We start from the raw sequence: 14,501 nt of genomic DNA on the forward strand, positions 1-14,501 counted from the left end.
ATAAAACGCCTCCCATGCTAAAAAATCTGAAAATCAAAAAATTTATATATGTAATTTTTGTTAATTTGTGGAGCTATTCAGTTAATGGAAAACCTGTGTACCCTATGAAATACCTACAGGCAAAGTGTTTAAGTACATTGCTGCTCCTGATATCTCTGCTGCAGGCAAATAACCTATTGGCGCAGAAGGCTGACTTTACCTATACGGCTGCTCCGGGCGACCTGTGTTCACCTGTCACCATTACCCTCAAGAATACCAGCACCGGAACTGCCCTTACGTATAACTGGGATTTTGGAGATGGGAGAACGTCACATGAAACTGATCCTCAAGTAACTTATAACACCGGAGGTCCTGTAAAAATTACGCTCGAAGCTACCTATAAAGTAACCGGTGGCACCACCACCAGCACTTATTTTCGCACCTTTGTAGTAGGTAGTACGCCACAGGTAACCTTTTCTGCAGACGTTACCAAAAGCTGTAAATTATACAGCGCCAATTTTACCGATGCCACGCTGAATGCTACCAGTCGCACCTGGGACTTCGGAGATGGCACCGTTATCACCACCAGTAACGCCTATATTTCTCATAACTATACCCGTGCAGGCAAATTTGACGTTACCTTATCCGTTACTAACAGCAACGGCTGTACGGCTACACTAAAGAAACCTGCTTATATCGATATTTCTTTACCAGATGTTACGCTGTCTGCACCACTATCTGGTTGTGTACCATTTACTGCTGCATTCACCGCTACGTCTACCAACAGCATTAACGACCCTATCACTTCCTGGGCCTGGAACTTCGGGGATGGCAATACACAAACCACCACTAACGGCAATGTAAGTCATGCTTATCCACAAACGGGCACCTACAATATAGGCATTACTGTTACTACACAAAATCAATGCGTCATTACCAAATCATTTGATAAATACGTACATACCGGCAACCCTCCGTCTAATGTAAGCTTCAGCGTATCGCCCACCAGTACCTGCGTAGGTGATCCGGTAAGACTATTAGCCAATGCCAATCATGCGGATACCTACAGCTGGAATTTTGGGGATGGCACCACCGAAGAAGGTACTAACAATGATATCAGACATGCTTTCAATGCCAATGGTACACTCACCATTCAAATGAAGGCGGGTAGCAATGGTTGTTTTACTGCCGCACCTCCTGCTACCGTAGTGGTAACAGGCCCTGTGTCGCAATTCACAGCGGTACGCGACTGCAACAATAAAAGCAAATTCATTTTTACCAATAACTCCATAGGTACTGGCGCCAATACCACATATGAATGGGACTTTGGAGATAACAGCCCACTGGTAAATACCAGAGACGCCGTACACAACTATACCACACCAGGTAACTATACGGTGCGTTTAACCATCGGAGAAAATGGCAACAACTGCCACCACAGCAGTTTCCGGACTATCTATTATTTCAAAGCCGACTTCACCGCCGGTGTAAGCGCTATCTGCCGCGGCAGCAAGGCTACCTATGAAATATTAAATGTGCCACTGGGGCTGGTGTCTGGGTATACCTGGCAATTTGGAGATGGTGAAATATATAACACCACCAACCAAACGTATGTTAAAACATGGAGCGCTACTGGTTCCTATAGTAATCAGCTGATCATCCACTATAATGATCCGGCTTATTGCGATGATATTGTAACGAAGCCTAACGATATCAACATTCTGGCGCCACAGGCCGATTTCACCACTGGTCCCGCTACCTGTGCTGGTCAGCCCGTATCTTTTATCAATAACACGATTCCATCGCCTAACATTCCTATTGCTGCTTGGAAATGGGATTTAGGCAACGGACAAAAGTCTACTGCTACAACGCCACCAGCTACAAAGTACACAGCTTCCGGCGGACAACTCATCAAACTGGTAGTAACGGATGCGCGTAACTGTATGGATTCAATCAGCAAAACCATCAATATCCATCCCACACCGTTTGTAAAGGCTTCTGCCAAACAACCGAAAATATGTGAAGGCAACAGCGTTGATCTCAACGCCTTATCGGATGGTACCGTGCAGTGGAGCGCGGCCGGGTCGCTGAGTTGTACGGCCTGCAATAATCCGGTAGCTACACCGGTAACGAATACACGCTACCTGGTAACGGCATCTAACGCGTACGGCTGTACGGTGTCTGACTCTACAGATGTATCCGTTGTGCCGAAGGTAAATCTCACCGTTAGTCCGGATACAATTGTTTGCTATGGCTCTTCTACCCAGCTGAAGGCTACAGGCGCCGCCATCTACAACTGGACACCGGTAACGGGACTCACTAACAACACCATTGCAGATCCTTTTGCCACACCTTCTACCGACATCGTTTACCAGGTAACCGGTACCAACGATCCTATTTGCCCTATGAGTGCACCGCTATCAGTAAAGGTGGCTGTGAAGCCGGTACCCACCATCAGTGCAGGGAAAGACCAAACCGTAACAGTAGGTGATGTGGTAAAGTTAATGGCCAGCGGTAGCCCGGACATTATAAGCTGGAAATGGAGTCCGGACGATTATCTGGATAATTCCACTTCACCTTATACCACAGCAGCTATACGCAAACCTATTTCTTACAGCATTACTGGTACCAATCAGTACGGCTGCAAAAAAACGGATGTGATGAATATAGACCTGGTCTGCAATACAGACGTGGTGTTTATTCCCAATACCTTCAGTCCTAACGGCGATGGACAAAATGATGTGTTTTATCCACGTGGCAGAGGTATCAGCTTTATTAAATCATTCCGCATTTTCAACCGTTGGGGACAGGAAGTATTTCATCGGGAAAGAATCAATATAGATGATATCAGCGCAGGATGGAACGGTACTTTCAACGGTAAACCACAGGCGGCCGATGTATATATTTATTTCATCGAAGCCTATTGTGACACCAACGATTTTTTCCAGCTGAAAGGCAATGTAACATTACTCAGATAATTATTTAACCTGGCTAACATGAAAACCGTATACCGCATATTACTGGCCATCGTTTGCATAACAGGAGCAACACCATTGTATGCACAGGATATACATCTCTCACAGTTCTATGAGACACCTATACTACGCAATCCCGCGTTAATAGGCATTTTCAACGGAGATGTACGTGTGCAGGCTGTTTATCGTAATCAGTGGAACAGTGTTACCATTCCTTACCAAACCGGTACTGCGAGCGGGGAAATAAAATTTCCCGTAGGCCGCAGCAACGATTACGTGACGACGGGTCTGCAGCTCACCTACGACCGGGCAGGTACGTCCAGATTACAGTCTACACAAATATTCCCGGCTGTTAACTATCATAAGTCGCTCAACGAGGATAAAAGCAGTTTCCTCTCGTTAGGCTTTATGGGCGGCTTTGTGCAGCGCCAGTTCGACCCAACTAACATGACATTTAATAACCAATATACCAATGGCCGTTTTGATCCGGCAGCGCCTACCGGAGAAGAAGGCAAGCTGGCCTTTAAAGGCTATAGCTACCTGGATGCGGGTGTGGGATTGAGTTATAACAGTGTGATTAGGGAAGATGTAAACTATTTTATCGGCGCAGGCTACTTCCATTTCAACAGGGCAAAGATCTCCTTCTATCGGGACCAGAATATTGAAATGCAGCCCAAGCTGACTTTTAATGCAGGCATTACCATACCGGTGGACGATAGGGTGAAAGTAATTGCGCATTACAATCAGCTACATCAGGGTACCTATTCTGAATATATTGGTGGCGCACTGATAGGATATGGATTAATGGATCAGGGGCTGGAATCGACCCGTGCCATTTATGGCGGACTCTTCCTTAGATGGAATGACGCCATTGTTCCGACCATCAAAATTGATATGGATAAATATGAGATAGGAATGAGTTATGACGCCAATATCTCAAAATTACGGACCGCCAGTCAGACATTCGGAGGCTTTGAAATTTCATTGGTTTTCAAAGGTTTCCTGAACAGCCGGAACACTACACTGGAAAGTGTGAACTGTCCAAGATTCTAAGTAATTAAAAATCAATTGTTTATAAAAATAGTTGTCAAGCGTTAAAATTTACATAAAAATGGAGGAAAAGGTAACAAAATGGCAGGCTGTTTGTTATTTTTATGTGTGAAGGACCAGGCTTAGATGAGCTGATTTTATCAAACAAAAATTAGGAAATATTTGAAAAAAACTTTATTTTTATAATACTATGTGGAAAACCTCTACCCTAATTCTCATAACGGTTTTCAGCTTGCTCTCTCTCGTTAGCAAGGCTCAAAGCGAAAAATCCCAACCTCAGGATGGGGGAGTTAAAAACGCGAGCAAAATAGTGAAGTTGTATCCTAATCCTGCTACATCAATTATCAATTTCGTCATTCAACAAAACAATAACGATCAGGTATACGATCTTATTGTATATAATTTTCTGGGAAAGAAAATTGATCAGTTAAAAGGTGTGGGTTCACGTACTACCATGAATTTAGATAACTACTACAATGGCATCTACATTTTCCAGTTACGTGATCAGCGAGGCAACCTTATAGAATCAGGGAAATTTAACGTCGTCAAATAGTTTACATCTGGCATCAAAATAAAAAAGGAAAAGTCACGATTCACATCGTGACTTTTCCTTTTTTATTTTGATGAGATACTTATCAGGATACTTCTACAATCAGGAATTTCAGATAAGTGGTATTCTCAATATTTCTTAAAATCGGATGGTCTTGCGCCTGCGTCTGGAAGGTGACCTGACGCAATCTTTTCTTCGCATCTTTTGCGGCGGCGTCAATAGTTTGCAGGAATAAATCCGGTGATACCAGGTTGGTGCAGGAAGCGGTAACGAGGAATCCGCCTGGCTTCAGCAGTTTCATACCACGGAGATTGATTTCTTTGTAGCCGGTGACTGCTTTCTGGATATTCTCGCGGCTTTTGGTAAATGCTGGTGGGTCCAGGATGACTACATCAAACTTCTTCTCTTCCTTCGTCCATTGTTTCAGCTGATCAAAAGCATTCACCGCCTGGAATTGACAGATGTCCTGCAGATTGTTGAGCTCCGCATTTTTGCGGGCAGTAGCAACAGCAGTTTCTGAAATATCGAGTCCCAGTACGCTTTTAGCGCCATAGAATCCAGCGTGGCAGGAGAAAGTACCGGTATAGCAAAATGATTCCATTACGTCCGCTCCTTTTACGATATGTTTAATTTCACGACGGTTGTCCTGCTGATCCAGGAAATAGCCGGTTTTCTGCCCATTTACAACGTCTACATGAAATTTCAATCCGTTTTCATTAATCACCAGGTTGGTATCAAAAGGCGCGCTGAGAAAGCCTTTCTGCTGCGTCATACCTTCCAGTTCTCTTACTGGCACATCATTTCTTTCGTAGATGCCTTTAGGTGAGAAAATGCGGTTGATAGCGTCTACAATGGCGTCTTTCCACTTTTCCATACCCAATGCCAAGGTCTGGATCACAAAGTAATCGTTGAACTTGTCTATTACCAGTGCTGGCAAGTCGTCCGCTTCTCCGTATACGAGGCGGCAGTTCTCCACATAGCCCAATTTCTGCCGGTATTCCCAGCATTTCAACAGGCGGCGGTAAAAGAATTCAGGATTTATTTCTTCGTTCTTATCGCGGGTCAGCAGGCGTACGAGTATCTGGGATTGAGGATTGATATAACCGCGCCCCAGGAAAAAACCTTTATGCGTATATACATCTACAATATCACCGGGATTTACATCTCCTTTTATTTCGGCTACTTCATTGCCAAAAATCCAGGGATGCCCTTGTAATACCCTGTTTTGTATCTGCTTCTTTAAAAAAACTTTAGTCATTTATTGTATTTCGAGGGGCAAAGGTAGCTATTTAGCAGTTAGCTACTCGCTTTTAGCAGGGCTAATATAAATCAGGGCTAATAGCTGATAGCTGGTTCAATTCTGCCTTTTTGTCCGCTAAACCGCGGTTGGCAAAGAAATTGACTGGTAAACCCTGCAGACAATTATTACATATTATGACAGAAAACGAAAAAGACATGCAGACAAACGGACAGGCTAACGCTGGTAGCGAAAACGAAAAAGGCATGCCAGAAGAAAATATAAACGAAAGTTCAAATACGAATAATGAGTCAGATGAAGTAACAGAACTGGAGAAGAAAGAACAGGAAATAAACGAAATACGCGACAAATATCTCAGACTGCAAGCTGAATTTGACAACTATCGTAAAAGAACTGCCAGAGAGCGCATTGAACTGATGCAAACTGCCAGTAAAGAACTTATCATATCTTTGCTGGATGTACTGGATGATAGCGAGCGGGCTACCAAACAACTGGAAACAGCCACAGATCTTGCTGCAGTAAAAGATGGTACGCTGCTGGTGTTCAATAAACTGAAGAATACCCTGCAAGCGAAAGGACTGAAGCCAATGGAGAGTATCCACACCCCATTTGATCCGGATTTACAGGAAGCAATCACTGAAATACCTGCACCTACACCAGAGCTGGTTGGTCAGGTAGTAGACGTTTTGCAGCCTGGTTATTACCTGAATGACAAATTAATTCGTCATGCTAAGGTAATTGTCGGCAAATAAAATGACGATGTGGCATAATTTCTAATGATTGCCTATGCTAAGCTGACGTAAAACAATTTTTTTACCGAAACAAAAGCTGGTGCTTTGCACCAGCATTAAGTGATTATTATAATGTCTACCAAGAGAGATTATTACGAAATACTGGTTGTTGCCAAATCTGCTTCCCAGGATGAAATTAAAAAGGCTTACCGTAAAGTAGCCATGCAGTTTCACCCTGACCGCAACCCGAATAACAAAGAGGCAGAAGATAAATTCAAAGAAGCAGCTGAAGCTTATGAAGTATTGAGTGATCCTGATAAAAGAGCACAATACGATCGTTTTGGCCATGCCGGCATGAATGGCAACCGTGGTGGTGGTGGATATGGCGGAGGTGGAATGAATATGGATGACATCTTCTCCAACTTCGGTGATATTTTCGGTAACGACGATATTTTCGGCAGCTTCTTCGGTGGCGGTGGTGCTCGTGGTGGTGGAAACCGCCGTGGACGCGGTACCCGTGGTTCTAACCTCCGGGTAAAAATCCGTCTCACCTACGAAGAAATCGCAAAAGGTGCCAACAAAAAAATCAAAGTAAAAAAATATGTACCCTGCCAACACTGTGGCGGCCTGGGTGCTAAAGATAAAAACGCATTCCAGTCCTGTAATACCTGTGGCGGTTCCGGCCAGGTACGGAAAGTAACACAAACTTTCCTCGGACAAATGCAAACCGTTACTACCTGCCCTACCTGTCATGGTGAAGGCCAGATCATTACCAGCAAATGCGGCCACTGTAAAGGTGAAGGTCGTATGTACGGTGAAGAAATGGTGAGCATCGACATCCCGGCAGGCGTACAGGAAGGCATGCAACTGAGCATGAGCGGAAAAGGTAATGCAGGTGAAAGAGGCGGCGCCCCCGGCGATCTGCTCATTCTCATCGAAGAAGAACCACATCCGGAACTGCAACGCGATGGCCTCAACGTAGCCTACGATCTGCACATCTCCTTCCCCGATGCGGTATACGGTACCTCCCTGGAAGTGCCTACCATCGACGGTAAAGCCAAAATAAAAATTCCTGCCGGTACACAAAGTGGTAAAATATTCCGCCTGAAAGGCAAAGGATTCCCTTCCGTGAATTCCTATGAAAAAGGCGACCAGCTGATTCATGTGAATGTATGGACACCACAAACCGTGAGCGCAGAAGAAAAAGCAATGCTCGATAAATTACAAGCCTCCGACAACTTTAAACCTAATCCTGAAAAATCTGAAAAAGGATTTTTCGAGAAAGTAAGAGACATTTTTAGTTGAGCGGAAAGCTGAAAGCATAAAGCAAAAAGCTATTTTCGCGGATGATGACAAAGGAGTACAATCTCCCGCATGATCATCCCCGAAAATAGCTTTTTGCTTTGCGCTTTTTGCTTGATGCTTTCATAGAATAGAAACAATGGACTCAAAACTGCAGATGTTCGAAAACCGGTTGACGAAAGTATTCCGGCATATTTCCAAACTGGCCAGACGGCAAAATATTACCTGCTACCGGGTATATGATGACGATATTCCTGAATTCCCATTCAGCATCGAAATATATGAAGACCACGTATACATTGCTGAATACAATCGCCGGCACGGTATGGAAGAAGATGCCCATGAGGAATGGCTGGATACCTGCCTGGAACTAATCAGTAAAGTACTGGACGTAGCCCCCAATAAAATCTGGGTTAAACAACGCCAACGCAAGGAAAACCGGCAAAGTCAATACGAAAAACTCAGCCTGGAAAGTCATATCATGACTGCCCATGAAGCAGGACTCCAGTTCAAAGTGAACCTCTCCGATTACCTGGATACCGGCCTGTTTCTCGACCATCGCATTACGCGGGGAATGGTAAGAAATGAAGTGAAAGATAAAAAAGTACTCAACCTGTTCTGTTATACCGGATCATTTTCCGTGTATGCGGCCGCAGGAGGTGCTGCAGAAGTAACGTCCGTAGATCTCTCCAAAACCTACCTGGCCTGGGCTGAGGAAAATATGCGCCTCAACGGATTCGATAGCCCCAAACATACTTTCGTGCACGCCGATGTATTGCAATACCTCGATACCCTGAAGCTGAATACTTTTGATGTAGTGATCATTGACCCTCCCACTTTCTCCAACAGCAAACGCATGAAAGACTTCCTGGATATACAACGGGACCATGTGGACATGCTCAATAAAGTATTGCTGGCAACGAAAAAAGAGGGGGTGGTATATTTCAGTAATAACTATCGCCGGTTTGTGATGGATACCGAAAAGATCAATGCCGCCAGTATCAAGGATATTACCAATCAAACACTCCCATTTGACTTTCAACAGAAGCTGATCAGAAAATGTTACCGGTTAACTAAGTAAGGTGCTAACGCTTTGCTTTACGTATCATTTTCACCAACTTCAAAAAATCCTCCCTGTAATGCCCCTCGTCTTTACCAAGGGCATTACGGGCTATCTCCATCACCATATCAGTATCTCCCTTACCACAGTAGGCCGATTTACGTAATACCATCCCTAATAAAGCTACAGCCGTAGCGAAACGACAATCAGCAGAAGCATCCTCAAAACTTTCACATATCGCCGGGATATTACCAGACAGGTATTGAATGGTGGTATCCTGTGGTGCCCGATAACTGATTTTCACATGCGCTAATACCGTATCTGTATGGACAGCGGCTGTTGTGGGCACAATTTCATATAAGGCTACGGAGCAATGCCCGCTACCAATGATACCTCCACTGTATTCCGTTTTAATGGACGTATCAGCCGGCAACACTTTATTCTCATAACCAATAAGCCTATACGATTTTACCAGGGCAGGATTAAAACATACTTCCGATTGCACATCGCGGGCAATGGTGAACAGGGTGCTTCCGAATTCACGGGAAAATATTTTATTGGCTTCTTCCAGATCATCTATATACGCAAAATTACCATTCCCTTTACTGGAAAGGGATTGCAGCTTGGAGTCTTTATAATTCTTCATCCCAAATCCCAGGCAGGTGAGCAGTACGCCGCTTTCTTTTTGCTGGAGAATAAGTTGTTCCATTTCTTCATCACTACTGAGGCCTACGTTAAAATCGCCATCAGTGGCCAATATAACGCGGTTGTTGCCGTCGGGAATATATTGCTCCGTTGCAATACGATAAGCCATTTTAATGGCCGCCTCACCGGCCGTAGAGCCGCCGGCACTGAGGTTATCAATTGCATTCAGGATTTTGGCTTTCCGATCCCCTTTCGTAGCAGGCAGTAGCACACCCGGTTCACCTGCATAGGCAACGATAGCTACTTTGTCCGTGGGACGGAGATTATTGACCAATATGCGGAATGCTGCCTGTAACAGGGGCAATTTATTAGGGGTGCCCATAGAGCCCGAAACATCTATCAGGAACACCAGGTTACTGGTGGGAAAGCTGTCTGTTTCCAATGCGCGGGCCCGGATGGCAATCTGTAGCAGCCGGTGACTGGTTTCCCAGGGACAGGTAGTGTAATGACTATACAGCGCCATATCCTGCCCGGGTAACGGCAACGGATACTCGTAATGGAAGTAGTTAACCATTTCTTCAATCCTTACGGCATCTACCGGCACCGGTTCTTTCTGCCGCAGGAAGCGGCGAATGTTACTATAGGCGGCCCTGTCAACATCAATAGCGAAAGTAGACAACGGATGACTTTCCGTGCGCACAAACTTATTTTCGTAAGTAGTACCGTAGGTTTCGTTGTAAAAAGAATGTATCCCCATACTGGTATTCCCGTAGTTGGGGTTACTGCTATGCAGCATTTTTGACCTCGCCTTGGCGAGTGCAATGGGATCAGTGTCTTTTCGTAGGGGCGATAACGTTATCAACAATCTGTCGTACTTACTCACCGTTATCTCTTTGGGCAGATAACCGTTTTGTATCAGCAATAACCGGGCAGTTGCCGTGGGGATGACAATTTTAAAAAGACCGAAAGCGTTTGTGACCACATTGGTGGTGTCATTTATCACCTTCACCTGTACGCCGGAAACGGGGCGATGTGATATACTGTCTTCGACCGCTCCCGATACCCAGATTGTTTGCGCTTGCAGCCCTCCACCCCAGAAAAGTAAGAGTAAAAGGAACTTCCGCATGTATTAATATAATATTTTTTCCCGCAGAAAGCAACAAAGGAGCAAAGCAGCAAGGGTACTGTTGACTCTATTGCGGCTTTACTCCTTCGTGATCTTTTGCGAATAGCTACTCTACCAGCTGATAAATAGCCGGTAAATTGCGGCCCAAACCATCGTAGTCGAGGCCATATCCCAACAGGAACTTATTCGGTACAGAAAAGCCCAGGTAATCAATTTTGATAGGATGCACCATGGCATCCGGCTTGGTAAGCAGGGAAGCCACAATCAGCTTCTTAGGCTGCTGGTGTTCCAGCTGAGGAAGGAACTGGCTCAGGGTTTTACCGGTATCCACAATATCTTCCAGAATTACCACCGTACGGCCAAAGAGATCTTCATCTAACCCGATCGCCTGTACTACATTACCAGTTGATTTGGTGCCTTTATAAGACGCCAGTTTAATAAAAGATATCTCCGCATCAATCGTGAGATATTTAAACATATCTGCGGCAAACATGAAAGAGCCGTTCAGTATGGCAATAAACAAAGGGCGCTCTCCCTCCAGGTCTTTATTAATTTGTTCGGCCATTTCCTTAATACGCTGCTGCAATTCTGCAGCAGGGATATAGGGCTGAAACTGCTTGTCGTGCACCTTAATTACGGACATAATACATCTACATTTCCTTATTTAACAATTATAAGCGCCAAAAAGATCGCTGCTTATTTATTTACCAACAGGCGCTGACCGATTTTGATATCGAAGCCCTGCAAATTATTCCATTCCTGTAACTGTGTTACTGACCGGTTGTACATTTTAGCAATACCATACAGTGTTTCCTTGGGCTGCACATCATGGTATAGTGTGCCTGCTTTTGGAGCCGGGGCCGGAGCTGGCTTAGGTGTAGCCGGGGCCGGTGTGGGCTGCGGCATGGAGGCCTTTGGTGTGGTGGTACTACCAGTGGTAGTTACTTCACCCGCCTTCTTCAGGTCTTCTATCATGGCAACCGGTACGCCTCCCTTAGGTTGCTGGGTAGGTTGTATGGGTTTGTTGTCTGGTACTGAAGTGGCGCCAGATGCATTTTTGGCTACCTCTTCTTTGATGCCTTCCAGTGCTTTACGGGGAGAAAAGTCTTCTGGTGGTTCCTGGTCTTCCTCCTTCAATACGCGTGTATTTTTAGCTAAACGGGGGGCGTTATTGGCGAATCCGTCCAGGGTCAGGCGTTGTCCGGCGGCAGGTTCCTCACCTTCATTCATTTTATTGCGGCGGCGCAGCCATCTGAGCTGAATGCCTTCGGCCTGGGCTACATCGTGCATAGTTTCCCCATTTACTACCGGGTGAAACTCTTTGCTACCACGCTTGCTCTTCTTCTGCAGGAAGATAATCATGTCTTTTGCAGGCGGATTATCATTTTCAAGATCGTTGAAGCGAACCAGTTTGCGAAGGCGCATATTACGCTGATCGGCTACCTGGATCAGGGAAGTACCCGCTTTTACGAAAACGGCTTTGCGGCCATTAATTTCAAATATCCCTTTAGGGAAGTTGCCGGCAACTGGTTTATTATAGTTGTTGTTATGATGATTTTTTCCGGAAGAAGCTTTCTCTTCGCGCTTAGGTGTTACTTCTGCGTAGTCTGTTTGATCGATGGTGGTAGCTGGCGCTTTCCCCATCGCAATCATCGTGTATTGCTGCAGGTTATAGTCCTCAATTACTTTAATCAGCTGCTGCGGATACGTTTTATTGGTGGCATATCCGGCTTGTTTTAAGCCAAAAGCCCAGGATTTATAATCATCTCCATCAAACTGGAAAAGAAATGCATAACGGGGGTTGTTACGCAAAAAGTCGGAGTGATCCCGATAAGAATCTTTTGCACTGTCGTATACCCGGAAACATTCCTGAGCAGCATCATCATCGTATTTGATGGTTTTTCCTGTCCAGGTATTTTTACATTTAATACCGAAGTGGTTATTAGACTGTAAACACAAGGTACCGTTGCCGGACTGGGTTTCAATAATGCCCTGCGCCAGTTTAATGGCGGCAGGTACGCCGGAGCGGCGCATTTCCTCAATGGCTAAGTTTTTATAGGTGGCAATATACTGCGGGGTGGTCATGGTTTGCCCCTGCAGCATGGAAACGAAGCCAATAAGAAAACTGACTACCAATAAGAATTTTCTTACTTGCATGTATTTTCGGATTTAATGGGCATGTTATTTCTTCCTGATCATCAGGACACCATCGCGGATGGTGAGTAATACCTGTTCGGCGCGATCATCTGCCAACACCTTCTCACAAAAACTGATCATTGCCTTTGCCTGGCGTCCCTGTTCATTTTCAGGCGCCAGCACCTGTCCGTGATAGAGTACATTGTCTGCCAGGATAAAACCACCGGGACGTAATTTGTCCCAAACCTGATCGTAGTAATGCTCATAGCCGGATTTGTCTGCATCAATGAATACCAGGTCAAATACTTCGTCCAGTTGTTCAATGATGTCGGCGGCCTTGCCTATGTGCATTTTTATCTTATCTGCATAACCACTTGCCTCAAAATACTGATGGCAAAGGGTTTCCAGTTCTTCATTGATATCCACAGTATGCAAAATGCCATCGGTGGCCAATCCTTCTGCCAGACAGATCGCGGAATACCCGGTATAGGTACCCAGTTCCAGGATACGCCGTGGACGGATCATGTGGCTCACCATACTCAGAAATCGCCCCTGCACCTGCCCACTTAGCATGTGCGGCAGTTCTACCTTCAGGTGTGTTTCCCGATTCAACCGATACATCAATTCACTTTCTGCACTGGTATATTTTTCTGAATAAGCTTCTGCTGCTGCCAGAATGAGCTCCATGTATTAAAATTTCTGCAAAGCTAAGGAAAAACCCGCAAGCAGAAGGCGGAAAGCGGTGAAGACCAGCACGGATATACGTTTAATATATACATAAACGTAGTTTTCAAGCATTTATTGAAGCAGAAAGCTAAAAGCCGAAGGCAAAAAGCTATTGTAGCCAGTGAATGACACGAATATAATATCCGCAAAAATCACTCGCCATAATAGCTTTTTGCCTTCGGCTTTTCGCTTTCTGCTTACTAGAAGTTTGGCCGTAATTTATTGGTGGTATAGAATACGCGGAAGTATTCCACTACTTCGTCGGCGGTATCAAATAATTGGAGGAGATCGAGATCCTGTGGGTTGATATTACTTTCTTTCTCCATCATAACGGTGCGAATCCATTCCAGGAGGCCGCTCCAGTACTCACGTCCTACCAGTACCATAGGGGTTTCCTCCATTTTACGGGTTTGGATCAGGGTAGCCACTTCGAAGAATTCATCCATGGTACCAAAACCACCCGGCATCATCACGAAGCCCTGGGAATATTTGGTGAACATGACTTTGCGAACAAAGAAATAATCGAAGTTCAGGCTATTTTCAGGATCGATAAACACATTGGGATGTTGCTCATGTGGCAGTGAAATGTTAGCACCTACTGATTTTCCGTGAGCTGCCTGCGCACCTTTATTAGCGGCTTCCATTACGCCGGGGCCGCCACCGGTAATAATACCAAATCCTTCTTCTGCCAGTTTGGTGGCTATTTCCTGGGCCAGGTCGTAATAGCGGTTACCCGGTTTAGTACGGGCCGAACCAAATATGGAAATACAGGGACCTATTTTTGCCAACTTCTCAAAGCCTTCAACAAACTCCGCCATAATCTTGAATATCTGCCAGCTGGAATGCGCTCTTGTCTCCGTCCAGTCCCTTTCTTTCAAATTCTTTATACTACTGTTCATGCGATTGCTTTTTATTTATATCGTAAATCACTTTCCATCTGCATGCAGACAGAACAATGTAATT

General features: G+C 45.0%; 12 protein-coding genes. 6 read left to right on the forward strand and 6 right to left on the reverse strand.

The annotated features are described in order from the left end of the window. Positions 1-104: 104 nt before the first annotated feature. The 3 genes from AC1DFM_RS02385 (at position 105) to AC1DFM_RS02395 (ending at position 4,557) form a co-directional block, all read left to right on the forward strand. Entirely contained in the window at positions 105-2,957 is a 2,853-nt protein-coding gene (locus tag AC1DFM_RS02385; RefSeq protein ID WP_477075130.1) for a PKD domain-containing protein, read from the forward strand. Between the two features lie 18 nt (positions 2,958-2,975). After that, positions 2,976-4,007 (forward strand): PorP/SprF family type IX secretion system membrane protein, encoded by a 1,032-nt coding sequence (locus AC1DFM_RS02390; protein ID WP_477075131.1) that lies wholly within the window; start codon positions 2,976-2,978, stop codon positions 4,005-4,007. A 307-nt stretch (positions 4,008-4,314) separates the two neighbouring features. Beyond that, the gene (locus tag AC1DFM_RS02395; RefSeq protein ID WP_477075132.1) at positions 4,315-4,557 is read left to right on the forward strand and encodes a T9SS type A sorting domain-containing protein; all 243 of its coding nucleotides are present in this window, start codon (positions 4,315-4,317) and stop codon (positions 4,555-4,557) included. An 82-nt stretch (positions 4,558-4,639) separates the two neighbouring features. Here AC1DFM_RS02395 and AC1DFM_RS02400 read toward each other — a convergent pair whose 3' ends face one another. Continuing rightward, on the reverse strand, positions 4,640-5,812 hold the full coding sequence (locus AC1DFM_RS02400; protein ID WP_477075133.1) for a class I SAM-dependent rRNA methyltransferase: 1,173 nt from the start codon (positions 5,810-5,812) through the stop codon (positions 4,640-4,642). A 176-nt stretch (positions 5,813-5,988) separates the two neighbouring features. Between AC1DFM_RS02400 and AC1DFM_RS02405 the strand changes: the two genes are divergently transcribed. The 3 genes from AC1DFM_RS02405 (at position 5,989) to AC1DFM_RS02415 (ending at position 8,926) form a co-directional block, all read left to right on the forward strand. Beyond that, positions 5,989-6,564 carry a nucleotide exchange factor GrpE gene (locus AC1DFM_RS02405; RefSeq protein WP_291922922.1) on the forward strand — a complete coding sequence of 192 codons (576 nt, stop codon included), beginning with the start codon at positions 5,989-5,991 and terminating at the stop codon, positions 6,562-6,564. Positions 6,565-6,675: 111 nt separating this feature from the next. Then, positions 6,676-7,848: a molecular chaperone DnaJ gene (gene dnaJ / locus AC1DFM_RS02410; RefSeq protein ID WP_477075134.1), complete on the forward strand. Its 1,173-nt coding sequence runs from the start codon at positions 6,676-6,678 to the stop codon at positions 7,846-7,848. Positions 7,849-7,984: 136 nt separating this feature from the next. Then, entirely contained in the window at positions 7,985-8,926 is a 942-nt protein-coding gene (locus AC1DFM_RS02415; protein WP_477075135.1) for a class I SAM-dependent methyltransferase, read from the forward strand. Positions 8,927-8,930: 4 nt separating this feature from the next. Here the strand turns inward: AC1DFM_RS02415 and AC1DFM_RS02420 are convergent, their stop codons facing one another. The 5 genes from AC1DFM_RS02420 to AC1DFM_RS02440 form a co-directional block, all read right to left on the reverse strand. Beyond that, on the reverse strand, positions 8,931-10,676 hold the full coding sequence (locus AC1DFM_RS02420; RefSeq protein WP_477075136.1) for a YfbK domain-containing protein: 1,746 nt from the start codon (positions 10,674-10,676) through the stop codon (positions 8,931-8,933). A gap of 106 nt (positions 10,677-10,782) precedes the next feature. Further along, positions 10,783-11,319 carry a hypoxanthine phosphoribosyltransferase gene (gene hpt / locus AC1DFM_RS02425; protein ID WP_477075137.1) on the reverse strand — a complete coding sequence of 179 codons (537 nt, stop codon included), beginning with the start codon at positions 11,317-11,319 and terminating at the stop codon, positions 10,783-10,785. 53 nt (positions 11,320-11,372) lie between these two features. Continuing rightward, positions 11,373-12,833 carry a glucosaminidase domain-containing protein gene (locus tag AC1DFM_RS02430; RefSeq protein ID WP_477075138.1) on the reverse strand — a complete coding sequence of 487 codons (1,461 nt, stop codon included), beginning with the start codon at positions 12,831-12,833 and terminating at the stop codon, positions 11,373-11,375. 24 nt (positions 12,834-12,857) lie between these two features. Next, entirely contained in the window at positions 12,858-13,499 is a 642-nt protein-coding gene (locus AC1DFM_RS02435) for an O-methyltransferase (protein WP_477075139.1), read from the reverse strand. A gap of 239 nt (positions 13,500-13,738) precedes the next feature. Then, positions 13,739-14,437, reverse strand: a complete 699-nt coding sequence (locus tag AC1DFM_RS02440) for an LOG family protein (RefSeq protein ID WP_477075140.1) — start codon at positions 14,435-14,437, stop codon at positions 13,739-13,741. Positions 14,438-14,501 lie beyond the last annotated feature (64 nt).

It is taken from the genome of Chitinophaga sp. 05T412 (assembly GCF_056396465.1).